This is a genomic window from Microcoleus sp. BROC3, from assembly GCF_036702515.1.
In the GTDB taxonomy this organism is placed as follows: Bacteria; Cyanobacteriota; Cyanobacteriia; order Cyanobacteriales; family Microcoleaceae; genus Microcoleus.
Window position 1 is genome coordinate 97,322 of the sequence record NZ_JAUBTQ010000007.1, and the last position, 25,856, is coordinate 123,177.

The following is a 25,856-nucleotide window of genomic DNA, read 5'->3' on the forward strand; positions in this document are numbered from 1 at the left end:
AAATGGCGATCGGCGCGCAGCTCGGTTGTAGAATAAAATGGCGCTAACTTTCACATCACCTACCGCAACATTCCCGTGACTCAGAAATATCTTGCCCAAATCTATGTTACCCTCCGCCCTTCGGTTTTAGACCCCGCCGGCACTGCCGTACAGTCTGGTTTGCAACACATGGGATACGACAATGTTGAGCGCGTGCGTATCGGGAAATACGTTGAATTGACGCTGACTGCTGCTGGTGAATCGGAGGCCCGCGAACAACTCGATCGCGTTTGCGACCAACTTTTGGCGAATCCAGTTATTGAAAATTATCGCTTTGATTTGACTGAAATTCCTGTTGCTGTGGAGACAGCGACGGCATAAATGCGATCGCCCCTAGGGTGTTTTTCAACTCGGAGATCCCCCCTAACCCCCCTTAATAAGGGCGGAACAAGAGGGTTCTGAAAGTCTTTGTTAAAAAGCGGGGACAAGAGCATTCAAAGTCTTCGTTAAAAACACAAGAACTATAACGACTCAAAGTCCCCCTTCTTAAAGGGGATTTAGGGGGATCTAGACTTCGATACAAGGGAGAAAAACATAAGATTTTAGTCTTATGTTGACACCTCTTCCTTCTTCCCTCTTCCTTCTTCCTTCTTCCTTCAGCTTATGAAATTTGGAGTTATTGTTTTTCCGGGTTCAAATTGCGATCGCGATGTGGTATGGGTGACTCAAGGGTTACTGCACCAACCAACTCGCATGATTTGGCACGAAGATACCGATATTTCGGATATTGATATCATTGTAATTCCCGGTGGTTTCAGTTACGGAGATTATTTGCGGTGCGGCGCGATCGCCCGTTTTTCTCCCGCGATGCGGGCTACTGCGGAACACGCTAAACAAGGAAAGCTTGTATTAGGCATCTGCAACGGTTTTCAGGTTTTGACTGAAGCTGGTTTGTTGCCCGGTGCTCTGGTGCGGAATGCGGGATTGAATTTTATTTGCGATCGCGCTTCTTTGAAAGTCGAACGCGGTAATACTCGTTGGACTGCGGCTTATACTTCGGGTGAAATCATCGATTTGCCGATCGCCCACGGTGAAGGCAATTATTATGCTGATGCCGATACATTAGCAGAACTAGAAGATCACAATCAAGTGTTGTTTCGCTACTGCACTCCGGCGGGCAAAATTAGCGATGCTGGGAATCCCAACGGTTCGTTAAATAATATTGCCGGAATTTGCAATCGCCAAGGCAATGTGTTAGGAATGATGCCGCATCCAGAACGGGCATCCGATCCGATGTTGGGCGAAACTGATGGGGTGAAATTGTTTCAAGGGTTGTTGATGGCAAGTGTTGCTGCTGTTTTGTAGTTAATATTTACGACATTGTTGTACATACCGTAGGGTGTGTCGCTCTTGTAGGGACACTCGAAAATCTCGCAGCGACCCACCCTACAAAATTAAAAATGCTAAAATGATTTGAAAGTCAATACCTCGGAAAACAGTCCTATGCCTTCACCCTTTCCTGGAATGGACCCCTACTTAGAACACCCCGATTTCTGGCAGGAAACTCACAATAGATTGATTATCGCGATCGCTGATACCATCATGCCTCAAATTCGCCCTAAATATGAGGTTGCAATTGACAAACGAATCTATGAAATTACCGATCCAAATGAAAGTAACGACGAGTCCCTTTTAGTAGGTATCCCCGATGTCGCGATTAAGCATCAATCTAATATCCCCGATGTTCCTACTCGTTCAGTTGCAACTGTAAGTGTAACACTTCCGACTACCGTTAAAGTGCCTGCTCCTGAAAAAATTAAACAGACTTATCTGGAAGTGCGAGAAATGGCAACGAAACAAGTTGTCACCGCAATTGAAATTCTTTCTCCTGTCAACAAACGTAGTGGAGAAGGAAGAATTACTTATCTCAAAAAACGCCAGAGTATTTTAGGTAGTTTAACTCATTTAGTGGAAATCGATTTACTACGAAAAGGGGAATCTATGCCGATCCTTAACAATTCTATTCAAAGCGATTATCGGGTTTTGGTCAGTCCCAGTAATCGCCGTCCGTTTGCCGAACTTTATGCTTTTAATCTCCGCGATTCTCTACCTATATTTCCGCTTCCATTGCGCGAGGAAGATGTAGAACCTATTGTTAATTTACCAGAAATATTTGGAGGTATTTACGATCGCGCTGGCTATGATTATCGGATCGACTATAATCGAGAACCCGTACCGTCTCTATCGGAAGAAGATCGGGTTTGGGCTACCCAAATTTTGCAATAAAAAGAACTTCGAGATAATTAATTATATTGTCAGCAACAGGCAAGATGCCTGTTCCACAAGAAATTTACTCTTTGTGGAACAGGCATCTTGCCTGTTCATGAAAGACTTATTGAGAATGGTGCATAATGTGGATTTCAACCCCCGACGGACTAAGCGGCAGCCGGCGAGATATAATTACTACCAACTATTTAAAAGAGGAAGATTTATTTTATGCCGCTAATGGACTTAGCTAATTTTAAAACTAGGGTAATTGGATGCAGTGCGGTGATGGCTATTGGACAAGTTATTTCAAATGCGATCGCCAATCCGGCAACTCAAGCAGCAGCGGGTATGATAGGCGGTCCGATCGCAGTTGGGGGAGTTTCTATCTTAGCGGCGATTGCTAGTGGTATAGCGGGGAATATCGCGGCTAATGACCTCGGAAATCGGATGACCGAACGGTTGAGCAAAAATCCGAGGATTCTCGATAATCACGATTTGATTAAGGCGGCTGGTGAGGCGATCTGCTATATTTTGAGAGAGGTTGCGAAGTCCGATCGCTTAATTGCGATCGCCGAAACCAAAAAATTGCCTTATCCTGAAACAGCACTCAGTCAATTAGCTGAGAAAACTCCTGAATACTGGCTGGATATTAATACGAATACAGCCGATTTGTCAAGGAGTTTAAATATTTCCGAAGACCAGTTAACCAAGATTTTTTCTGCGGATGCCGAGGAGTTCGAGCGAGTTACCGGATTGACAACGGCAGATTGGGCAACTTTCGTCAACGAATTCGCGGCCAGCGAGGGGAAATCCTTCGATGCGGAAATTGTGGAATTTGTCGCGGACAAACTGTACGCAACTTTCCCGAAAGCGTACCGCGAAGTGCTGAAACAGGATGCGGCGAAGGGAGGAGAAAAGTTTGCGGCGATGCTGTTGAATCTGCACCAAATTGCTTTGGCAGAACTGAGAGATTTGGGGCTGCAAAATGGGGCAATTCTGCAAAAGTTGGAGGCTGTGGCGACGGGGCAGCAGATTTGTCAAGTGATGGGGAAATTGTCAGCCATAGAAATCGGCATCCGCGACGATTTGGCGCAAATAAAAACATCACTGGAACGATTTGTTGATACTTCCGCGCCTCAATTGCCGCTTCCCTACGAGTGCGAAACGATTATTCAAGACCGGACTCAAGACTTTACTGGCCGCCGATTTGTGTTTGAAGCAATTATCGAATTCTTGCAGAAAAAGCCGAAAGGATATTTTGTTTTAGAAGCAGATCCGGGTGTCGGGAAAACTTCAATTATGGCGAAGTTAGTGCTGCTGATGAAGCGGCGCTGCGTTGCCCATTTTAACTCGCAATCTCAAGGCACGGTTAAGGCAAAGCAATTTCTGGAAAATGCCTGCACTCAGTTAATTCAAGCCTTTAAACTGGATTACCCAAAATTGCCAGAAAATGCGACTACAGATGGCAACTTTCTCAGTCGATTGTTGGGGGAAGTCAGTCCTAAATTGGGCGGAAAAAAGTTAGTTTTTGTTGTGGATGCCCTCGATGAAGTCGATATGAGCGATCAGGGGCGTGGCAGCAATGTCCTCTATTTGCCTGATGTTTTGCCGGATAATGTTTATTTTATTGTCTCGAAGCAGCCCAAAACTCTGCCTTTGCCAAATCATCAGCTTTTTGATTTAATGCAGTTGCAGTACAGTGCAGCAAGTTTGGCGGATGTCAAGCTTTATATTGACAAACGCACCAGCAACAGTGTGTCAATTCAGAATTGGATTAGCCGTCAAAATTTGCAGCGCGAACAGTTTGTGGCGGCGGTGGCGGAAAAAAGCCAGAATAACTTTATGTACTTGCGCTATGTGCTGAATGATATCGATAGCGGCAAGTACAGCGATGTGACTTTGCAAGATTTGCCGAGGGAGTTGGAAGGATATTATGAGAAGCATTGGGCGCGGATGGAAATGGCGGTTAGAGATAGAGAATTGCGCCGCCGGAAGTTGAAGGTGATTTATTTGTTGACCAAAACTCGCAAGCCGGTTTCCTGCGATATTTTGGCGGATTTTGCTGAGGAAGATGCTTTGGATGTGCAGGAAGTTCTCGATGATTGGGAACAGTTTCTGCGGCGTAGCGGTGATAGTCCTCCCGATTACAGTATCTATCACGCGAGTTTCCAAAGATTTCTGCATCGTATAGATGTGGTGCAGAAAGCTGGGGTGTCGCTGCGGGATATCGAAACGGCGATTTCTGATAATTTGTGGGAGGATTTGTACGGCGATGAGTAAGTTTAAAGAACGGTTGGGGAAACTGTCGGGGAAAAAGCGGCTTTATGCTTTGGAAACTCTGCCGGGGCATTTGGCGGAGAGTGTTCAAGGGGAACGGCTGCATCAGTTGTTGACGGATTTTGATTTTATTGAGGCGAAGTTGGATGCGGTGGGGGTTCAAGCGTTAATTGAGGATTACAATTTGGCGAGAGTTTCTGATGTTTTGTTGTCGGAGGGGCAAACGGAAACGCTGAATTTGATTCAAGGGGCAATTCGCAAGTCGGCGCACGTTTTGGAGAAGGATAAAACGCAACTGGGTGGGCAATTGTTGGGGAGGTTGCTGGATTTTGAAGTGCCTGAGATTCAGGAGATGTTGGAACAGGCTAAGCAATGGAAAGATAGTCTTTGGTTACGGCCTTTGAAGGCTAATCTGGAAAGGGCAAATGAAGGGGCACTGCGGACACTTGCTGGTCATACTCACTCGGTAGTAGCAGTGGCGATCGCACCAGACGGCAAGATAGCGATTTCGGCTTCATTCGATAAAAGCCTAAAAATCTGGGACACAGAGAGTGGCAGGGAACTGAAAACTCTCACCGGTCATACTGGGTGGGTAAGGAGAGTCGTGATCGCACCAGACGGTAAAACAGCGATTTCGGCTTCACACGATAAAACCCTGAAAATCTGGGACACAGAGAGTGGCAGGGAACTGAAAACTCTCACCGGTCATACTGACTCGGTAGATGCAGTCGCGATCGCACCGGACGGTCTAATAGCGATTTCTGGTTCATGGGACAAAACCCTGAAAATCTGGGACACAGAGAGTGGCAGGGAACTGAAAACTCTCACCGGCCATACTGACAGGGTATCAGAACTCGCGATCGCACCGGATGGCAAAACCGCGATTTCAGCTTCAGACGATAAAACCCTGAAAATCTGGGACATTGATAGTGGCACTGAACTGAGAACTCTCACGGGTCATACTGAGCCGGTATCAGCAATCGCGATCGCACCCGACGGTAAAACAGCGATTTTCGCTTCAGCCGATAACACCCTGAAAATCTGGGACATTGATAGTGACACTGAACTGAGAACTCTCACGGGTCATACTGGCTGGATACGTGCAGTCGCGATCGCACCTGACGGCAAGCGAGTAATTTCCGCTTCAGCCGATAAAACTCTAAAAATCTGGGACATCTACAGTGGCATCGAACTGAGAACTCTCACCGGTCATGCTTATGAGGTAAGGGCACTCGCGATCGCACCTGACGGCAAGGCAGCGATTTCGGCTTCAATGAATTTCCTAAAAATCTGGGACTTAGATAGCGGTAGCGAATTAAGAAATTTCACAGGTCATACTGGCCATGTATTAGCAATCGCGATCGCACACAACAAACGAGCAATTTCAGCTTCAGTAGACAACACCATAAAAGTCTGGGACACAGACAACGGGACTAAATTGAGAACGAGAACTCTCATTGGTGATACTAATTGGGCAAGGGCAGTCGCAATATCGAATGATGGCAAACTTGCAATTTCCGCTTTATCAGATAACACCCTTAAAATCTGGCATATGCTTAGCTGGAGGGAAATCAAAACTCTTACGGATCATAAACGGGTAGGTGCAGTCGCATTAGCACCAGACGGCAAAACAGCGATTTCAGCTTCAGACGATAAAACCCTGAAAATCTGGGACATCGACAGCGGAACCGAACTCAGAACTCTCACCGGCCATACTGACTCCCTAGGTGCAGTGGCGATCGCACCAGACGGAAAAACAGCGATTTCAGCTTCAGACGATAAAACCCTGAAAATCTGGGACATCGACAGCGGCAGGGAACTGAGAACTCTCACGGGTCATACTGGCTGGGTACGTGCAGTCGCGATCGCACCCGACGGCAAAACAGCCATTTCCGGTTCATGGGATAACACCATAAAAATCTGGGACATCGACAGCGGCACGGAACTCAGAACTCTCATGGGTCATACTAGCTTCGTAAATGCAGTCGCGATCGCACCCGACGGCAAACGAGCGATTTCGTCTTCACGGGACACCCTCAAAATCTGGGATTTGCTTAGTGGCAAAGAGGTTGCTAGCTTCAGCGGAGATGTTGAGTTTGAGTGCTGTACGATCGCCCCGGATGGAGTGACAGTTGTAGCGGGCGATTCGTTGGGCCGGGTGCATTTCCTGCGATTGGAGGGAGTTAGCGGCGGGCGATAATCGGATTTTTGGGTCGATTTGGGCGATCTAATTTGAAATCCTCGGCGGTTGAAATCCCGGCGGTTGGAAACCGCGTCTACACAAACGATGTCCGCCTACGCGGACGAAGAGGGTATTTGGAGATTGAAAATCATCGGGTGAAATCTTCAACCCGCGAAGGCGGGTAAAGTCTCGTGTAGACGCGGTTTCAACCGCCGGAGTTTTTGTGGATGGGCGATCGGGTTTTTTGTCGATCGGGCGATCGGATTTTTGTGGATCGGGCGATCGGGTTTTTTGTTGATGGGGCGATCGCATTTTTGGTGGATGGGCGATCGGCTATAATACAGAAAACTTGACAACAAAAATTACTGTCATGAGAGAGTTAATCCAACAAGAATTAGAAAAGTTCGATCGAGAACAACTCCAACAAGTATTTGAATTTATTAGCTTCCTGAAATTCCGTGCCAGATTAGTGACTATTCCTGCGATCGATGAAACTAACTTAGCTGCACTCTACAGCGAATTTGCCGAAGAAGACCGACAACTTGCGGAACTCGGAATCAGCGAATATTCAGAACTCCTCAAACATGAGGATTTGGCATGACAATCAGACGAGGTGAAATCTGGATTGCCAACCTCGATCCCACACAAGGTTCCGAACAAGCAGGCGTGCGTCCCACAATTATTTTTCAAAACGATACAATTTCGAGGTACACAACTACTGTTATCAGTATTCCTCTCACAACTAATCTGCGTCGTGCCTCTCTTCCTTCCTGTGTTTTGATTCCCGGCGGCGAGGGAGGATTGACTCAAGATTCTGTTGCATTGTGCCATCAACTGCGAGTTTTGGATAAAACAAGATTGCGAAATAAAATTGGTGAAGTCAATCCAGAGATACTGGTACAATTAGAAAATATCATATTATTTACCTTGGGTTACTTGCCTTAAAAAAGAAATCCTCCGCGATTGAAACGGCGATTGAAACCGCCGGGAATCTAACCATCCTCATCCAATCCCAGCGGCACAAAATACTGACTGTAAACCACACTATCCGGCTCCCAAAGCGGCCGCCAATAAATATTTTGGATCACCGCCTTCTCCCCATCACTATCCTCCGGCCACTGAAAACTGACGATCGCAATATTGCTATATCCCACAATCTCATTACCCTCTTGCAGCCAGCGATTGCGCCACAACAGCGATATAAAATTCCACAACCTACGCAGGAATGGCAATTGTTTATTTTTATGCGATCTATCTGACGCAGTTCCCTTTTCTAGCAGCAAAAACACCCGAGCTCTTTGCCGTTTAATCCAGTCAATCCGATACCCCCAATCAGGCAGAGATTGTCTGTTCCTGACAGCAGCCGCCAGAGCTTTCTTGTTGCCACTCCTGGGAATTTTCATTAATTCCAGCGGCTCATTCCATCCCAAACATTCGTGCGATCGCTCAGGAAGCAGCGACTTAATCTTAGTATGAATTAAATGCGTTTTCCACTCCTCATTGATAAAAGCACTAGCAGTCAACTGCGCCAACACAGAATAGTGACAATTTGATTGATAATTGGCCATATTCAAAGGCTCAATATTCGGCCGAGAATCGCCAAAATGACAATCAGACCAATAACTCAGCCGCACAGCAGCAGCATAGTGAATATCCCCCGTCAACACAATCACCCGATCGCGCTGCTTAAAAAACTCCGACAACAGCTTCACAAAAGCCAACTCGTGAAAATTCCAAGCATCCCCCGCATCGCTATTAAAAACTTTTCCCTGTTCGACATCCCGCTTTTGCACCGCATCAATAATCCACAAACCCACCAAATTTGTCGGCACCACTACCAACGTCGCCTCAATCTCAAACTCCCCAGTTTTATTCAGCAACTCAGTCTCCTTCAAAGGTTTCTGAATTTGCTCCTCAAAACCTTTGTGAGTCAAAAGCATCGGCGGATCGATCGCGCTTTTTAACGGATATCCCCGCCAATTCCGCGTATCCAGCACAATCACCTCGTGCTTAAAACTTCTTACAGTAAAATGCCAATTCAAAACCTCACTTACACCCTCGCCCTCCCGATCCAAAATAAAAACATCTTCATCTAATTTCAACTTAGGCAAATGAGTTTTCGGGTCGAGTCCTGGAATTCCCAAATACGAAGCCGCCTCCTCCCAAGCAGAAACATCAGTCCCCGCCGAATCCGACCATTTTTCAGCAGCTTTTAATAATTTATCACCCGGTTTTTCGCGATCGAACTGTGCGGGCGTATTTCCCCAAGCCTGAAACACAGCGTAAGCCACCAAAGCATTCTGCACCACGCGGCGGCCCAGCGGCTTCCCCAGCACCCGGTAACACCACTCTCGATTCAAATACAAATCGTCGCTAACATCATGGTCGTCGCAAATCATATAACTAGGAATATTCGCTAGCGCCCTCCTCACCCTCCACAAATTGCGAGCAAAACCGTCAAGTTCAACAACTTCTCTATCCCAGACTTTGGCCTGCTTAGAATTTGGGCAAATATCCTTACCCTTCGGAAAACGCTCGCACCAAAGTACCGGCGACCAAACTAACAAATACATCGCGCAATATTCGCCCAAGCTAAACAAGTGACTTTTAGCATTTTTGGGTTTATTCACCAACATCGCCGTAAAGCCGCCAAAATCTCTGGCAATATCGCTGCGAGTCCCCGGCTGTAACTCAATTGGTTTTTTGGACTCATACTTAGCATCAGAGGGTTTCTCAATAGGTGACTCTCTAAAAATTTCCCTCTCATGACCAACTGCATTTTCGTTTTCCGCATTTTTAGGTATACTGATACACAAATTCTTTTTAATTTGGGCATCATCCATCAGGGGTAGACTCTCTTCCCAGCCCAACAGGGTATCGCCAGCATCAGTCAGGGCCCACAGCATCGCATCGGCAACGTCGTCGCCGTAAATTTGGTCGCCCGTTAAAAACAGTTGGTGGGGTCTGCTATTGGCCGTTCTTGCAAACTGTTCGATCGAATTATCCAAAATTGGCAGGGCATCTCTGCCGTCTCCGTGGGGCTTGCGACAAGAACCGTGAACGATACGCAAATAGTTTAAATCTTTCGGCGGCAGGGCAAAAGTCGGCAACTGGTGAGCGAAATAACTGATCGTCTCCGGGCCCAAAGCCGACAAATCAAGGGATGCCGGCCACAGGCAAGAAATGAGATTTTCTTTCTCATTTTCTGGGACTCCAACCGACGGCGACTCGCGGCCCCCAGCAAACTCAATGTCGTAAGCATAAATTTGCCCGGATGTCAAGACATTGCTGTCGATCTGTTTAGCAGTCACCGCCACTACGTGCAGGTATTTGCCGAGCTGCACGGTAGAGCTCGCACCTTGGAGTAACGGCACCCCGACAATTTCGCCGGTTCCGCCCTCTGTCGAATAAACCTTGAGTTCGACTTGGCGGGGTGCTTTCAGAGCCAGCCAAACTGTCACGGCCCGACTTTCAGTCCGGCGCAAAATCGGGCCCGCAAGGATGAGCGGCAAATGATGAATTCGATGACTTAATGGCGTCCACGACATAGGATTTAAAAAATAAAAATTCAATCAGGGGTTTTCTAGCAATGAAATTTCAGGCGATCGAGCATCTGTAATCCGCTTAATTAATGCTAAGTCTGCCAACCCCAGTCTGCAAAATTGTAACAATTCATTAACTAAAATTAATAATCAACCATGCTACAAGAAGAAAAATTACAGCAGTTCCTAGATTCAGCCCCGCAGCCGCCAGCAATTAAAACATCAGAACCCGCCGGGCGGCCCAACAGTCCGCCGCTCTACTCGTCACCTTTAGATCGGGCGATCGACCGCCACCCCCTCACCGTGGCTCCAGAAACCCCGATCGCCCAAGTGTTGGCTTTGATGAACCCGATGCGTGTCTCCTGTCTGCTTTATGGCGAAAAACCACACGCTCTTCCGAGTCCGGCCAAGCGCAGTTGCGTGTTAGTTGTGGAAGATAATCGGCCCATCGGCATTTTTACAGAACGAGATATCGTCAAGCTAACTACCGTAGCAGCTTGTGCGGTAGGACTGACAATTGCTGACGTAATGACTCGATCGCCCATTACCCTCAAACAATCCGAGTCTCAAGATATTTTCACAGCTATATTCACGTTGCGCCAGCATCAGATTCGGCATTTGCCCGTAGTGGACGAAGACTCGCGGCTTCTCGGCATCATCACCCGCGAAGCCATTCACGAAGCCCTGCAACCGGTTAACTTGCTAACCAATTTGCGCTGTGCAGCAGATGTCATGACTAAAGATGTCATTTCGGCCCCAAAAATTGCCTCAGCCCTCGATTTAGCCGAACTCATGGTCAAGTATCGAGTTAGTTGCGTCGTCATTGTCGAAGAGCGAACTCAGCATCCACAGCGGGCGATCGCACCAATAGAAAATTACCAAATTCCGATCGGCATTGTCACCGAGCGGGATATTGTGCAGTTTCACGCCCTCGAATTAAACCTCTCGGAAATCCCGGCAGCAAGGGTAATGAGTGCGCCTTTATTTTGCATATCTCCCGCCGATTCCCTCTGGAGTGCCCATCAGTCGATGCAGCGGCACTGTGTCCGCCGTTTGGTAGTAGTTGGCAGTCACGGAGAACTTTTGGGCGTTGTCTCCGTGACAAGTTTGCCGCAAGTTTTTAATCAATCAGAAATGTACGGGACGATCGAGCTTTTGCAACAAGCAGTTGACGATCGAGCCTCCCAATTGCAGAAAGCCAACGAACTTTTGCAGCAAGAAATTTTAGAGCGGCAGCGGGCCCAAGAAGCCCTGCGCCAAGCTCATGACGACTTAAAAAAACAAGTTGAAGAACGCACCGCTCAACTTTTAGAATCAAATGAATTGTTGAGACGGGATATTATCAAGCGCCAGCGAGTCGAAGAAGTGCTGCGCCGAAAGCAAACTTGCTTGAAAAATCAAGCGCAGCAATTAGAGGAAACTGTGCGAAAGTTGCAGCAAACTCAAACTCAACTTGTGCAAACTGAAAAAATGTCTTCTTTGGGACAAATGATTGCCGGTATCGCTCACGAAATTAACAATCCTGTTAATTTTATCTACGGCAACCTTTCCCACGCCAGCCACTACATCAAAGAATTACTTCAACTCGTGGAACTTTACCAGCAGCACTATCCCGAACCAGTCTCGGAAATTCGGGAAGCAGCAACAGAGATGGAAATCGATTTTTTGGTGGAAGACTTATCTAAGATCCTGTCTTCTATGCAAGTAGGAACCGAGCGCATACGCCAAATAGTTTTGTCGATGCGCAATTTTTCGCGATCGGATCAATCTAACATCAAGCTCGTTGACATTCACGAGGGACTCGAAAGCACTTTGTTGATTTTGCAGCACCGGCTCAAAGCTCACGGCGGACATCCATCTATTAACATTATTAAAGAATACGGCAATTTGCCTCAGATCCAGTGCTGCGGCGGTCAGATCAATCAGGTGTTTATGAATATTCTTGGCAATGCTATTGATGCTTTGGATGAAGAAATCCAGAACGGGCAATGGGCTAGGAGAAATGCGAAAAATTCACCGCCGTTAAATTCTACTTCTCCATTGACTCTTCCCACTATTACAATTCGCACTGAAGTTGTTGGCGGTGATTTTGTGGCGATCCGCATTTCCGACAACGGGCGGGGCATACCGGAGGAGATTCGCCGCCAATTATTCGATCCGTTTTTTACTACCAAACCCGTCGGCAAGGGTACGGGGTTGGGACTGTCTATTTCCTACCACTTAGTTGTGGAACAGCACGGGGGGCGGCTCGACTGCGTTTCGCAAGCTGGAAGGGGTACTGAGTTTGCGATCGAGATTCCGATAGTCAGTTGTCACGAGTCAGCAGTCAGCAGTCATTAGTCATGCGGCAGAAATCATAATCTCCCCATCACCCCATCTCCCACTCGCCGCCAATTCCTAAATATTCACAATTTTTTACAAAACACCAGAAACCCCAGCAAAATCAATCTTTCCCCATCTTAAATCTCACATCTCAAATCTCAAATCCTATAACTTTGCCCTCCCCAGACCCAAATCAGCCCAACTCACTTGGAGTTTGCCTCATCCACCAGGCCCTTTGTGCCCCTTCAAGTTACCCGCACAAGCCATCAACTGCCTGCATCCTAGCCCCAAAGCCAAAAGCCGAGATTGTTTGAGAAGTTAATTTTTGTTTTATTTTTGTACCTCTTTATATTAAGAAAGTATTCTAAAAACAATTAAAAATCTAAAAACATTATAAAAATAGATTGATAGGTCAAAAAAAAAGCTAATATCCCCAAAGATGGAAAATACACAAATTTACTAGCATTTTCATTTGGTCGCCCCCTTTCTTTTCCTCGCAAGTTAGCTAATAATGCTTTCAACGAGCTAAGTTGCGCCGACTCCCAAATTCACAGGAATGGCATTGCAGTCGGGGACTGCAATTGGGCTATTGCAGTTGGGTGCAGTTGGGCGATCGAAAAAAAGCGTGAAACCCCAGCCCCGATCGTTTTGATAGAAACCTATAGGAGAACAAAGAGTGAAACTCGCAGTTTACGGAAAAGGTGGAATTGGCAAATCGACAACAAGCTGCAACATCTCCGTTGCCCTAGCCAAGCGCGGCAAGAAAGTTTTGCAAATCGGTTGCGATCCAAAGCACGACAGCACATTTACCCTCACTGGCTTCTTGATCCCCACAATTATTGACACCCTTCAGCAAAAGGACTATCACTACGAAGACGTTTGGCCCGAAGATGTCATCTACAAAGGCTACGGCGGCGTTGACTGCGTAGAAGCAGGAGGTCCTCCCGCAGGAGCTGGCTGCGGCGGCTACGTAGTAGGCGAAACCGTCAAACTGCTCAAAGAACTCAATGCCTTCGAGGAATACGACATCATCCTGTTCGACGTGCTCGGCGACGTAGTGTGTGGCGGTTTTGCAGCCCCATTGAACTACGCCGACTACTGCATGATTGTTACCGACAACGGCTTCGACGCTTTATTTGCAGCCAACCGCATCGCCGCCTCAGTCCGCGAAAAAGCCCGCACTCACCCGTTGCGGCTCGCCGGTTTAATTGGCAACCGCACCTCAAAGCACGACTTGATCGACAAGTACGTAGACTCCGTACCCATGCCAGTGCTCGAAGTGCTGCCCCTGATTGAAGACATCCGCGTTTCTCGTGTCAAAGGCAAAACTTTGTTTGAAATGGCCGAGACCGATTCTTCCCTAAACTACGTCTGCGATTACTACCTCAATATCGCCGACCAGATTTTGGCAAGACCCGAAGGAGTAGTGCCCAACGACTTGCCGGATCGCGAATTATTCTCGTTGCTTTCAGATTTTTATCTAAATCCAGTTCAACCTGTGGTCAAGAAGGAGGAAGATGAGCTAGACCTGATGATGGTTTAATAGGTCTAGCGATCAGGATGAGGATAAAGAGGTTATGGCTTTTTTTGATACTTTTTCAGTTGCTCTCAAACAGAAGTGGTTGGACTACTACCAGGTAAATCGGGCTTGGCTGCTCCTGCACATGACGGCTGACAACACGGTCGCCACACCCGACGGCGGGAAAAGGCCTGTTTCTTACCTCATCCTGGGAATTGCGGCTGCCCTGGAGCCGGAACTCCAGCAATTAATGCTGCCCTTCTCAAAACTCAAGCCGGATGCAGACAGCCTGATCGAAGTGTTGGGGCTAAATTTTGACCCCGACCTGGCGCTGGGTATGCCCTCAAATATCGCGCCACAGACGGCCGGCCAATCTCCCACAACCGCAGCACCGCCAGCGGCAGCCACAGCACCCCCCGCAGCCACTCAAACTGCAACTGCTGCACCCGCAGCCGCTCAAACTGCAACTGCTGCACCCGCAGCCGCTCAAACTGCAACTACTGCACCCGCAGCCGCTCAAACCGCAACTACTGCACCCGCAGCAGGTATCGAGCAAGCTGCACCCGCAGCAGGTATCGAGCAAGCTGCACCCGGTGATGCCAAATCTAATAAATTGGGCGGTGCGGCCTTAGCAGCAGCCGGAGTAGTCGCCGGAGTCGCCGGATCCGCCGGTCTGGCAGCAGCAGCGTCAGCACTGAGCTCCGAGGAGGAATCCTTTGATGAGTTTGAGGAAGAAGCTGACTCCGACTTCGACCTGGGCGATGACGAGGAAGAAGTTGTCTCCGACTTCGACCTAGGCGATGACGAGGAAGAAGCTGTCTCCGACTTCGACATCGACGATGACGAAGAAGAAGCCTCGGCTTTGGACGGTCTCAATCTCGAAGACGATGAGGAAGACGCCGTATCTGACTTCGGTCTCGAAGACGATGAGGAAGACGCCGTATCTGACTTCGGTCTCGGCGACGATGAGGAAGACGCCGTATCTGACTTCGGTCTCGGCGACGACGAGGAAGACGCCATATCTGACTTTGATATGGGTGATGACGAGGAAGAAGAAGCCTTGGCTTTGGGCGGTCTCGACCTCGACGATGACGAAGAAGAAGCCTCGGCTTTGGGCGGTCTCGGCTTCGGCGATGACGAGGAAGAAGAAGCCTCGGCTTTGGACGGTCTCGACCTCGACGATGACGAAGAAGAAGCCTCACAATTTGGGACTTTGACCTCTGGGGATCTCGAATCGGGAATATCCGATCCGTTTGGGGAAGAAGATGCAGAGTTTGTCGCCGAAGAAATACCCGATCCGTTTGGGGCACCGACCTCAGATGACCTAGATATGGATCTGGGCGACTTGGACGAAGACGGTATTGACGATTTCTCTGTATCGGATGACGATGACCTCGACGATCTCGGACTTGACGATCTGGGGGAAGCAACTACCGGAGATCCTGACGAAGATGATTTAGATGCTCTAGGTCTCGGCGATTTGGATTCCGACGATGAGGATGAAGAAATTTCCGGCTTTTTATCTGATTTTAAGTAAGGTTGTTGCGATCGCCCGAGTCTCTCCTAGTGATGAAGTTTCCCGCTCTATTTGTGAGTTGTGAGTTGCGAGTTGTTAATTTTTAATTAGCTCAAACTCACAACTGCCAAAAGGCTTTTTGCCGGAGCGAGTGGAAGAAAACTAAATCCCTGCTGTGAGGGATTATATGCCCTCGCGCAGAATTTTTCAGCTCAAATTTTGGATGCTGCGGCTGCGGAAATATTGAGCTTGTTGCATCTATTTTTCAGAGGAATTAGCCCAAAATCAGGTATTTCTATTATTGTTCGCTGCGAAAGCGCGAACGCAAAAAACAGATTTTTTTTCGCTCCTTTGCCTGTTCGCGTTTGAGAGGAAAAACAACCTATTTCTCTCGTCCGCGAGAGCAGCGAGGCGATCGCAAAATACAGGTATTTCCTCGCTTAGCGAGCCTGTCCTGTTCGAGACGAAAAACAATTTAAAGGGAGAAGATTTGAGATATGACTGCTATTACTACTACTGAACCCGAAGCTTTAAACTTTGAATGCGAAACTGGTAATTATCACACTTTTTGTCCGATTAGCTGCGTAGCTTGGCTTTATCAAAAAATTGAAGATAGCTTTTTCTTGGTTATCGGTACTAAAACTTGCGGCTATTTCTTGCAAAATGCAATGGGCGTGATGATTTTTGCTGAGCCTAGGTATGCGATGGCTGAGTTGGAAGAGGGCGATATTTCCGCTCAGTTAAACGATTATGAGGAGTTGAAGCGGCTGTGCTTGCAAATTAAGCGCGATCGTAACCCCAGTGTAATTGTCTGGATCGGCACTTGCACCACCGAAATCATCAAAATGGACTTGGAAGGGTTAGCGCCCAAGCTGGAAGCCGAAATTGGCATTCCCATCGTCACTGCTCGCGCTAACGGCTTGGATTACGCTTTTACTCAAGGGGAAGATACCGTTTTAGCAGCGATGGCTGCTAAATGTCCTGAGAAAGCGCCCGTGATGGAATCTCAGAAGCAAGAACGCAATGCTATCTCTCAACTGCTGAATTTCGGCAAGAAAAAAGAGGAAGTTGCAGCAGATGAATCCGAATATGTCAAGCACACACCGCTGGTACTTTTCGGTTCTTTGCCCGATCCGGTTGTCACTCAGCTAACCTTAGAATTGAAGAAACAAGGAATCAAAGTTTCCGGTTGGCTTCCTTCCAAGCGCTACACTGAATTGCCAGTCTTGGAAGAAGGTTATTATGTATCGGGCATGAATCCCTTCTTGTCGCGTACTGCTTCTACGTTGATGCGCCGCCGCAAGTGTAAGCTAATTGGTGCGCCATTCCCGATCGGCCCTGACGGAACTCGCGCTTGGATTGAAAAGATTTGCTCAGTGTTGGGAATTGAACCAAAAGGTTTGGACGAACGGGAAGCGCAAATTTGGGCGGGTTTGGAAGATTACCTGCAAATAATTCGCGGCAAATCTGTCTTCTTTATGGGCGACAATTTGCTAGAGATTTCTTTAGCACGTTTCTTGATTCGCTGTGGCATGACTTGCCCGGAAATCGGCATTCCTTACATGGACAAGCGCTATCAGGCGGCAGAATTGGCTTTGTTAGAAAAGACTTGTCACGAGATGGGAGTTCCTACTCCTCGGATTGTGGAGAAACCGGACAATTACAATCAGCTTCAGCGGATTTACGAGCAGAATATTGATTTGGTGATTACTGGTATGGCTCACGCTAATCCTTTGGAAGCGCGGGGAATTAATACTAAGTGGTCTGTTGAGTTTACTTTTGCTCAGATTCACGGCTTTGGTAATGCGCGGGATATTTTGGAGTTGGTGACTCGTCCGCTGCGCCGGAATAATTCGCTGAAGGATTTGGGTTGGGGTAATTTGGTGAAGAATGAAGCGAAAGTTTAATTTGTGAATTTCACCTGACTCCTAGCGAGGGTGGGCAAGGCCCGCCCTTTTTTATTAGAATAGTACAAGCATCTGTAAAACTTCATGGGCAAGTTAGGGAAACTGGTAGAACAATTTTTAGCAAATCCACCAGAAGTGCGCTTTGACGATGTGTGCTATCTTCTCAAAGCTTTTGGATTTGAAGAAAAGCGATCGAAAGGAAGTCACCATTCTTTTGTCAATGCTGATGGATTAAATATTACAGTTCCTAAAAAAGGCGGTCAAAAGGTAAAAGGAATATATGTAAAGCAAATTGTTGCGCTATTAAAACTGGAGGAATGGAGCAATGAATCAGAAAATAGAAGTGAAGAATAAATCTTTAGAGTATTACTTGAGCCTGAGATATGCTATAAGTTTTTACCCAGATCCAGAAGGAGGCTATACAGTCCTCATCAAAGACCTTCCAGGTTGTATGTCTGTAGGAGAAACTTTGTCAGAAGCAATGGAGAACATTGAGGAAGCTAGGGAATTGTGGATAGAGACTGCTTATGAGTGCCGACATGAGATTCCTTTACCTGCAACGGAGGTTGAGTATAGCGGAAGTCTATCTTTACAGATTCCTAAATCTCTACATTTGAGTTTAGCAGAAAAAGCGGAAAGGGAAGGAGTTAGTCTTGACCAGTACATTCTGGTTGTGTTAAGTAAAGCAGGTTAAAAGATAATCAGATAAGGACGATCGAGTTTGAGGGAGGGTTAAAGGGCGATTCCCTACCCTTCGGGAACGCTTCGCGAACGGGATAGCTTCGCTTCACGCTCTTTTATTTTTTTATGAACCGCTGATGCAGGCAGATTAACGCAGATTAACGCGGATGAAGAGTGCGATCGTACTTTTCAATCAATTTACAATAAGGATCTAAGGTCATATTAACAGCTTGAGATATATTCAAAAATAGTACCACTTTAATTTCTATGCAGTCAAGAATTAAAAACTGGCGATTCCCTTTGGGGTAGCCTCCCTCGCGCGGACTTTTCCCCAACCTTTCCAGAATCTCAGGCCACGCGCCCGTAACACGATCGCAGGTACGATCGCCTATAATCGAAACTAGCCCAACTCTCATCAGTTGAGAAACCGCCATGAGTCAAGACAAGGAAGAAATTAGCTATTCAGAGAAAACAGAACGTCTCAGAGTTATCGGTCAGTTTATCAAAACTGTGACACCGATGATTTGGACGATCGTAATTTTAGTAGTCATCATTCCCCTATGCGGTAACTTTCTAATTTCCCAGTCACTAACAAATACCGGAACCACAGCAGTTGTAGTCTCGCCGCCGCACGATTTTAGCAAAGTGAATCAAGACGTTAAAAACGCCATCCAACAATCCCATATAACTGCCGAAACTTTCGCATCTAAAGAGTTGGACAAATGGGAAACAGAAGTAATCGCGCGGGTTGACAACAGTTTCCTCGATTGGTATTTCGATTACTTCAATCAAAAAAAGATGGAGTTTACCGTACCTTTCAATTTCGTGAAATCTGCCGTCCTCAACAGATTTGATATGACAGCAGCTTCTCAAGCTGTTTCCGAAAAATTAACCGAAGACTTTCAAAGAGAATTTGCTAACCGAGTGCTGGTACCCAAAAACGCTCAACTGCGATTTCAATTAATCACTCAAGATACTGCTAACTTGTATATATCAGAAGTTAGCAAGAATGTGAAAGTAGTTCAAAACAATTATAACATACCGCAAGTACAGTGGGACAAATACCTGAACGATATTGCCACCACCATTAGCGACAAAGGAAACGTCTCGAATCTATCATTAAAAGTATTAGTTGGCGGCAGCGGCTACTTAATTGCTAAACCCTTAATTTTGGGAGTAGCAGCTAAAGTTGGCAGCAAAGTTACCGCAAAAGTTGCCAGCAAAGCTGCCGCCAAGGTAGCCACAAAAACAGGCGGTACAGTGGCTAGTCAATTGGGAGTAAGTTTAATCGACCCTATTGTCGGCATCGGGATTATCATTTGGGATTTGTGGGATTACAATCACACAGTCAAAGTAGAAAGACCGATTTTGCGGGAACACATTGTAGAATACTTGAAAGATGTCAAAAAAGCTCTTCTAAAAAATCCTGAAAGCGGAATCATGGCAGCAATTTATCAGTTAGAAAGCGGTCTTCTCAAGTCACTTTAATCATTTGGCGTTGCTTAATACAGGTATAATTGAATATTTCACAATTGCCATAAGCCAAGTATGGTTAATTTTGTTGTAACTTCCGAAAAAAGTAGGTTCATACCGTTAATCAGCAACGCCCCAAAAAAGATAGGATAGAGGAATACCTAGAAGAGTTGCACGCTTTTATTACTATAACAAATATCATCATCTAATGGAAGATTGTTCAAACTATTTAAATCGGATTAAAATAATTTAGTTATCGATAAATAAATGGAAACAAGATTAGAAGTTTCAAGAAGTTGTATTGCACAAAATAACATAAAATACTTAGCCTGTAATCGTGTAATTAAAGTTAAAATATCAAGGTTCAAAAAGCTATTAAACGGCCAAACAGCTTTCCGCAACGCATCCAGTCCCTATCTCAACCCCAAAACCAAAATAGCTGAGAACTAGAAAGATTTTTGAGGTTAAATTATTATTTAATATTTAAATGCGGGTCAAGTTAGTATCGAATCTTGAAAGCGGTTAATTAACCTGCCAGAAAGCCAAGGTATAAAAATCATCGATAAAACAACGATAAGTTATTCATAAAAAATGCTATTTTTCCCAAAAACTATTATCCAAGTATAAGCCATGCACTAGCAGTAGGATAACTGCTAGTGCATGGCTTAGATGAGTGTCAGTTCCAAGGTAATGGTATTTGTAACTACTTATGGGGCTAGCGTCAATAAAAGATCGGGAGTCAATCTGGATAATCAACGAGATCAAAAAACTTACCGGAGGTGCATTAAATCTAGTGAGTCCATAATTTATTGTGAAGCTATGTAAAGCGGGAAATATAGAAAATACCGTAAAATTTATTGAATAACTTAAAAAAATCCACCTAAAAAAATGTTGTTAATCTGGGATGGTGCTAGGTAGCAGAGAAATCAAAAAATGCAGCAGCTATTAATCGCTCAGGAAAAACGAGGGTAAATTACAGTCGGAATGGTCAATAACTTGTTGTTTATTTAGCCATTATGAATCAGCAGAAAATTATGTATAAACTATTGGGCTACAAGGTAAAAACATCTTAGAGGTTTTTACGATAGCTGTCAAAATTTTAGCATGGTTAAGAAACTATTGCAACTTGGATTTAATTTTATTTTTTTCAATCCTCTTAAATCCTAAAAAAATATGATGGTTGTACACAAATGATGGAGATTTGCTATAGTTTATCGACCGTCGAACTCCCCGAAAATTATCCGTTTAGAAGTGATGGAGTTTCGAGAGGAAGAGGGAAAAAATGTTGATGTCGATTATGGATTGCTGGACTTTTGGCAGTTGCAGTAGAACAATGTAAAAGCTCTCATAAACCGAAGTAGAGTTAGAGGGTAGTGAGTTTTACAGGCGAAGCTCGGCGGCACGGTTATTAGAAAATTTCTGAAGTATTGGACGGAGGGGTGGGAGTTCAAAATGGCATAACTTCTAAGCCGGAAGTTTTGTCTGTTTGGTCGAAATTGCGGCAAATCCAACCGTCGATCAAATACTCCAAAGGAAATGATCGAGTCGGCAGTTGCGATCGCCCTCTTCGAGTAAAATCAAGTAAATTTGCAAGTATTGGTCGATCGACCCCCGTTGCTAGACTGTATTTGGATTCAAGGTTTGCTATACTCCAGAAATAGACACATATTAACCTTTGGAAAATCAATAGGCCGGAGCTATGACATCCTATGCAACCTCTACAGCAAGAGCCGAGATGAGTGAGATCCGGCGCTTGAAAAATATACTGCCCCCAGAACTCCAAAGTTGGGTAACAGTAGAAAAAACAATAGAAGTTAATCCCACCCTGATCCGCAGCGAAGAAATAGGCAAAGACCAGGTAGAAATCCAAATAGACCTGATCCGCTGGGAACAGCTAGCAATGGATCAGCGTAACCTCCTGTTTTGGCACGAAGTTGCCAGAATCCAAAACGACACCATCCCCAGAGACGGTTGGGAAATGGCAGCCCTCGCCATTGGCATGGGCGGTGCCGTCGGCGAACTTTGGGTGCAAGACGGCTTGCTGCTGATACTGGCCCTCTCCCTCTGCGGCGTCTCCGGCTGGAGACTTTACCAAAAAAATAACGGAGAGAAAAGTTTAAAAGAAGCAGTAGACGCAGACGAAAAAGCCCTCGCCCTCGCCACCCGCTTCGGCTACACACTCCCAAACGCCTACAAAAGCCTCGGCAGCGCCTTAAAAACTTTAATCGAGCAAACCTCCAAAAAACAGCAGCGGGCTAAATACGAAGCTCGTCTCCAGGCGCTGAAACGCAACGCAGCCAAAGCCAAAGCCAAAGTCAAACCCATCACCCGCGAAACCTCCCAGTCAGAAAACGTCTACAATTCCTAATCTTATCCCCCGACGCTTGGTACGGGGGTTTTCCAGTTAACAGTTAACTTTTGACTTTCCTATTAACTGTTAGCTGTTAACTGCGGTCGCTATCCCCTGCACGACAGGCACGAAAATTATTAACGACCAGATTAATCGGCCTGAATCCCCAAAAATCTTGATTCCGATGTCAAAGTTTGGCAGCGATTGCGTTCAAAAATCTTTGGACCAAAACTTTGACTGGTAGACTCAAGTCTATCTTTGGCTGTGATATCACGCGCGGCGGGCGAGTTTTAAGGCGTTTTTGTAAAGTTTGTATAAAGCTAGCCTAAGGTGGAGCTGCTAGGACAGAATAGGCTAAAGACATCAGCTTGAAATTTGAAACTAGGACTTCATGGTCAGTCAAACCCCAGAGGCAGATTTTCGGGTTACGTACTTGGACGAGATTCCCTCAGTTCACATACCCGTGCGCTTGAGCGTACTTGAAGCCGTAAACTTCAAGACAACCTGCCAGCAACTTTTCTCTGGAAGCACCGTTCCCAGCAAGATTGTCCTAGACTTCAGTCAGACGACATTCATCGACAGTAGCGGGATCGGTGCTTTAGTTAGCAATCTGAAATTTGCCAAACAGCGGGATAGCGACTTAGTGCTCCGCAGCCTTAAGCCGCAGGTGATGGCAGTATTTGCTCTCACCAGTCTAGATCAAGTGCTGACGATCGAGCAGCCCTCTGCAACCTCAACTCCCACAGAGACCAACCCCTCGGACAATCAGCTACCGATGACCCACCCCTCAGTGCAATCGTGGGTGAAGCGGCTGATAGACATCGTTGGGGCAATAGTCGGTTTGGTGATTACAGGAATTTTGCTTGTACCCATAGCTGCAGCTATCACTATCAACGATCCAGGCCCGATATTTTTCGGTCAAACCCGCTGTGGCTGGATGGGCAAACAATTTCGGATTTGGAAATTTCGCTCGATGTGTACCAACGCCGAAGCAATGAAAGCCCAAATCAAAAACCAAGCTTCTGGCGCATTTTTCAAAAATGACAACGACCCGCGGATTACCAAAGTCGGGCGCATCTTGCGCAAAACCAGTCTCGACGAACTGCCGCAGTTTTGGAACGTGCTTAAAGGCGAAATGAGTCTAGTCGGGACTAGACCGCCTACCCCAGACGAAGTGGAGCGCTACGAAGTCCCTCAGTGGCAGCGTTTGGATGTCAAACCCGGGATGACCGGGGAATGGCAAGTCAACGGTCGCTCTCAAGTCCGCGATTTTGAAGATGTCATCCGTTTAGATTTAAAATACCAACAAAACTGGAGCCTGATGTATGACTTGAAACTAATTGTTAAAACCGTAACAGTCCTGTTTAACAAAAATAGCGGCGCTGTGTAGGAACGGTCAAAAACCCACCGCTCAACTTTCAGGTCCTGTTGCCGACGGGTAGCGGGAACTCGAACTCGATACTTACTCAAGCAGGCGATCGGTAGCGATACCTACGCTAGGATTAAGTGTTAAAATTCACACCGAAGAAAATGCGTAGCTAGTTGCCAGCTCTGCAATCAGAGCATTAATTAGCAATTTGCGAGTTCGAGGTCGTACTCGAATAATCCCAGCATGGTTTTTGAGGACGACCCTAACTCAGGTGGGTTTAGAAAAGTACCGACTGCTAACGCGGTCGAAGCTCAAACCAATCCTCGCAAGCTGACTCTGGAATTTTCCCTATTTATACGCCCTACCGAGGCGGTTTACAGTATCGGAAGTCTCTCATTTCCTGTGCGAGTAAATGGTGCGAAAGGAATGCTCACCTTGAGGCAAAACGGGCTTCTTCAACTCAAGCTTGACTTAACTAATATGTTGCCAAGACCTTGCCCTCCTTTTCCTCTCCCACCTGCGCTGAGTACAGCGGGGGTGGGAACCGACCAGGGGGAAGAAAGATGAAAGACAAGCAACCAAAGGCCGAGTCGCACCTTCAGGTTGAAACTGACCTGAAGGCTTTAACATCCGTTTTGGAATGGTTGGAGAATATCGTTTTGCCGCTGCTGCCAGCGGATTTCTGGTGGCAGTGTCGGCTGATAATCAACGAAGGCTTTACAAACGCTGTCCGCCACGCTCACCAGAACTTGCCCCCCGCGACGCCGATCGACATTGAGGTAAAAGTGTTTGCCGATTACTTAGAAATTAGGATTTGGGACAGGGGTCAACCGTTCAACCTCGAAGCAAAGCTGCACTCGATCATGCAAGAGCAGCGCGATCCCTTGGACAGAGAAGGAGAAAGGGGACTGGTGTTCATGTACAAGCTCACAGACGACCTTCGGTATATCCGTACCGACGATCGCCGCAACTGCCTGGTAATGCGCAAAAACCTTACCTGATGGCGCGAGACCCGCCCGAGCCAGGGCGGTTTGTTTCGCTCCCGTGGAAGGTCACAGCGCCGCCCCCTGTTGTGCTACCAGGAACCCAAGCACATCCTGTGCAATTCTGCGGGTGCAGGCTCGAGGCACGCGGCGGCAGGACAATTTGCTTCAAAATAAATATTATGCGTATTTTAATTTATTCCTATAACTACTATCCAGAGCCGATCGGCATTGCCCCCCTGATGACAGAACTAGCGCAAGGCCTAGTCAAGCGCGGCCACCAAGTCCGAGTCGTCACAGGAATGCCCAACTATCCGCAGCGCCGGATTTATCCGCAATATGAGGGCAAATTGTACCTCACCGAAGAACACAACGGCGTCACAATTCAGCGCAGCTATCTGCGTGTCAACGGCCCCCACCCCAGCCTCCTAGACCGACTTGTGCTAGACGGCAGTTTTGTCGTCTCCAGCGCCGTCCAAGCCTTCAGAGGCTGGCGTCCCGACGTGATTTTCTCGACCATGCCCCCTTTACCGATTTGCGTCCCAGTCGCCTTTTACGGCTGGATTCGCGCTTGCCCGATCGTCCTCAACGTTCAGGATATCGTCTCAGAAGCAGCCGTGCGCGTCGGCTTGGTCAAAAAAAACGGACTGCTAGTTCGCATTGCTGACGCTTTGGAAAAATTGGCATACTGCACAGCCAGCCAAGTCAGCGTCATCGACAGCGGTTTTATCAAAAAATTGCACTCTCAGGGAGTACCCCCGGAAAAAATAGTTTGCGTGCCCAATTGGGTTGATGTCAATTTCATTCGCCCCTTACCCAAGGAAAATAACTCATTTCGAGAAACTCACAAACTCAAGGGCAAATTTGTCGTTCTCTATGCTGGCAATATTGCCCTCACTCAAGGCTTGCAAACAGTTGTCCAAGCAGCCGCTCGTTTGAAGCACATACCGGAAATCGCTTTTGTAATAGTAGGGGAATCAACAGCACTCGCCCGCTTGCAAAAAGATTGCGAAACTTACAAAGCTAATAATGTAATGTTGCTACCATTTGAACCGCGAGAAAAATTGCCAGAATTGTTAGCTGCTGCTGATGTTAGTTTAGTAGTACAAAAGCGCCGCGTTACTAACTTCAATATGCCTTCAAAAATTCAAGTAATTCTCGCCAGCGGCCGGGCAATTTTGGCTTCGGTTCCAGAAACTGGTACGGCCCAGAAAGCAGTGCAGCAAAGCGGTGGCGGGGTGGTGGTAGCGCCGGAAGATCCGCAGGCTTTGGCCGAGGCTGTTGAGGATTTGTACTTAAATCCCGCTCTCGTGGATGCGTTGGGCGAGCAAGGCAGAAATTATGCTGTTGAGAATTACGGATTTGAGGAAGCTTTGAATCATTATGAAGGTTTATTTGCGGCGGTTGCAGCCAGCCATGCTCAGAAAATATTGGCAGCTCTGCCAAAATAAATAATATAAGCGATTGAAACCGCTCGTGGTGACAGTG

General features: G+C 46.7%; 22 protein-coding genes. 20 read left to right on the plus strand and 2 right to left on the minus strand.

Going from position 1 to position 25,856, the window contains the following annotated elements; all coding sequences use genetic code 11:
* Nucleotides 1–75: 75 nt before the first annotated feature.
* The 8 genes from purS to QUB30_RS06520 all read left to right on the plus strand — a co-directional run bounded on the left by purS (nt 76) and on the right by QUB30_RS06520 (nt 7,651).
* The gene (purS, locus tag QUB30_RS06485) at nt 76–360 is read left to right on the plus strand and encodes a phosphoribosylformylglycinamidine synthase subunit PurS (RefSeq protein WP_190655998.1); all 285 of its coding nucleotides are present in this window, start codon (nt 76–78) and stop codon (nt 358–360) included.
* 282 nt (nt 361–642) lie between these two features.
* Nucleotides 643–1,344, plus strand: coding sequence for a phosphoribosylformylglycinamidine synthase subunit PurQ (gene purQ, locus QUB30_RS06490; protein ID WP_333330780.1), 702 nt, complete (start codon nt 643–645; stop codon nt 1,342–1,344).
* 138 nt (nt 1,345–1,482) lie between these two features.
* Entirely contained in the window at nt 1,483–2,265 is a 783-nt protein-coding gene (locus QUB30_RS06495; RefSeq protein WP_333330783.1) for a DUF4058 family protein, read from the plus strand.
* A gap of 210 nt (nt 2,266–2,475) precedes the next feature.
* Complete coding sequence (locus QUB30_RS06500) at nt 2,476–4,527, plus strand: ATP-binding protein (RefSeq protein WP_333330787.1); 2,052 nt, start codon at nt 2,476–2,478, stop codon at nt 4,525–4,527.
* A complete protein-coding gene (locus QUB30_RS06505; protein WP_333330791.1) occupies nt 4,520–6,724 on the plus strand; it encodes a hypothetical protein in 2,205 nt (734 codons plus the stop codon). The genes QUB30_RS06500 and QUB30_RS06505 overlap by 8 nt, the downstream gene beginning before the upstream one ends.
* Nucleotides 6,725–6,933: 209 nt before the next feature.
* Nucleotides 6,934–7,059 (plus strand): hypothetical protein, encoded by a 126-nt coding sequence (locus QUB30_RS06510; protein WP_333330794.1) that lies wholly within the window; start codon nt 6,934–6,936, stop codon nt 7,057–7,059.
* 17 nt (nt 7,060–7,076) lie between these two features.
* Complete coding sequence (locus QUB30_RS06515) at nt 7,077–7,307, plus strand: hypothetical protein (protein WP_333309948.1); 231 nt, start codon at nt 7,077–7,079, stop codon at nt 7,305–7,307.
* The gene (locus tag QUB30_RS06520) at nt 7,304–7,651 is read left to right on the plus strand and encodes a type II toxin-antitoxin system PemK/MazF family toxin (RefSeq protein WP_333157691.1); all 348 of its coding nucleotides are present in this window, start codon (nt 7,304–7,306) and stop codon (nt 7,649–7,651) included. The genes QUB30_RS06515 and QUB30_RS06520 overlap by 4 nt, the downstream gene beginning before the upstream one ends.
* Before the next feature lie 47 nt (nt 7,652–7,698).
* Here the strand turns inward: QUB30_RS06520 and QUB30_RS06525 are convergent, their stop codons facing one another.
* Complete coding sequence (locus QUB30_RS06525) at nt 7,699–10,254, minus strand: PhoD-like phosphatase (protein ID WP_445300469.1); 2,556 nt, start codon at nt 10,252–10,254, stop codon at nt 7,699–7,701.
* Nucleotides 10,255–10,404: 150 nt separating this feature from the next.
* Between QUB30_RS06525 and QUB30_RS06530 the strand changes: the two genes are divergently transcribed.
* The 6 genes from QUB30_RS06530 (at nt 10,405) to QUB30_RS06555 (ending at nt 18,206) form a co-directional block, all read left to right on the plus strand.
* A complete protein-coding gene (locus QUB30_RS06530) occupies nt 10,405–12,588 on the plus strand; it encodes a CBS domain-containing protein (RefSeq protein ID WP_333330800.1) in 2,184 nt (727 codons plus the stop codon).
* Between the two features lie 658 nt (nt 12,589–13,246).
* Nucleotides 13,247–14,113 (plus strand): ferredoxin:protochlorophyllide reductase (ATP-dependent) iron-sulfur ATP-binding protein, encoded by an 867-nt coding sequence (bchL, locus tag QUB30_RS06535; RefSeq protein WP_333237439.1) that lies wholly within the window; start codon nt 13,247–13,249, stop codon nt 14,111–14,113.
* A 34-nt stretch (nt 14,114–14,147) separates the two neighbouring features.
* The gene (locus tag QUB30_RS06540) at nt 14,148–15,626 is read left to right on the plus strand and encodes a DUF5331 domain-containing protein (protein WP_333330804.1); all 1,479 of its coding nucleotides are present in this window, start codon (nt 14,148–14,150) and stop codon (nt 15,624–15,626) included.
* 476 nt (nt 15,627–16,102) lie between these two features.
* Nucleotides 16,103–17,512 carry a ferredoxin:protochlorophyllide reductase (ATP-dependent) subunit N gene (locus tag QUB30_RS06545; RefSeq protein ID WP_333330807.1) on the plus strand — a complete coding sequence of 470 codons (1,410 nt, stop codon included), beginning with the start codon at nt 16,103–16,105 and terminating at the stop codon, nt 17,510–17,512.
* Between the two features lie 84 nt (nt 17,513–17,596).
* A complete protein-coding gene (locus QUB30_RS06550; RefSeq protein ID WP_333330810.1) occupies nt 17,597–17,866 on the plus strand; it encodes a type II toxin-antitoxin system HicA family toxin in 270 nt (89 codons plus the stop codon).
* Nucleotides 17,838–18,206, plus strand: a complete 369-nt coding sequence (locus QUB30_RS06555) for a type II toxin-antitoxin system HicB family antitoxin (RefSeq protein ID WP_333330814.1) — start codon at nt 17,838–17,840, stop codon at nt 18,204–18,206. Before QUB30_RS06550 ends, QUB30_RS06555 begins: the two co-directional genes overlap by 29 nt.
* A gap of 145 nt (nt 18,207–18,351) precedes the next feature.
* On the opposite strand, the gene QUB30_RS06560 is transcribed toward QUB30_RS06555, so the two are convergent.
* The gene (locus tag QUB30_RS06560) at nt 18,352–18,609 is read right to left on the minus strand and encodes a hypothetical protein (protein ID WP_333330817.1); all 258 of its coding nucleotides are present in this window, start codon (nt 18,607–18,609) and stop codon (nt 18,352–18,354) included.
* A 16-nt stretch (nt 18,610–18,625) separates the two neighbouring features.
* On the opposite strand from QUB30_RS06560, the gene QUB30_RS06565 reads away from it, so the two are divergent.
* The 6 genes from QUB30_RS06565 to QUB30_RS06590 all read left to right on the plus strand — a co-directional run bounded on the left by QUB30_RS06565 (nt 18,626) and on the right by QUB30_RS06590 (nt 25,819).
* The gene (locus tag QUB30_RS06565) at nt 18,626–19,681 is read left to right on the plus strand and encodes a hypothetical protein (RefSeq protein WP_333330821.1); all 1,056 of its coding nucleotides are present in this window, start codon (nt 18,626–18,628) and stop codon (nt 19,679–19,681) included.
* Nucleotides 19,682–21,365: 1,684 nt separating this feature from the next.
* Nucleotides 21,366–22,034: a DUF3318 domain-containing protein gene (locus QUB30_RS06570; protein ID WP_333241813.1), complete on the plus strand. Its 669-nt coding sequence runs from the start codon at nt 21,366–21,368 to the stop codon at nt 22,032–22,034.
* Nucleotides 22,035–22,407: 373 nt separating this feature from the next.
* Entirely contained in the window at nt 22,408–23,406 is a 999-nt protein-coding gene (locus tag QUB30_RS06575; protein WP_333330824.1) for a sugar transferase, read from the plus strand.
* A 222-nt stretch (nt 23,407–23,628) separates the two neighbouring features.
* Entirely contained in the window at nt 23,629–23,952 is a 324-nt protein-coding gene (locus QUB30_RS06580; RefSeq protein ID WP_333330828.1) for a hypothetical protein, read from the plus strand.
* Nucleotides 23,949–24,386 (plus strand): ATP-binding protein, encoded by a 438-nt coding sequence (locus tag QUB30_RS06585; protein ID WP_333241818.1) that lies wholly within the window; start codon nt 23,949–23,951, stop codon nt 24,384–24,386. The genes QUB30_RS06580 and QUB30_RS06585 overlap by 4 nt, the downstream gene beginning before the upstream one ends.
* Nucleotides 24,387–24,550: 164 nt before the next feature.
* Nucleotides 24,551–25,819, plus strand: coding sequence for a WcaI family glycosyltransferase (locus QUB30_RS06590; RefSeq protein ID WP_333330831.1), 1,269 nt, complete (start codon nt 24,551–24,553; stop codon nt 25,817–25,819).
* Nucleotides 25,820–25,856: the final 37 nt, after the last annotated feature.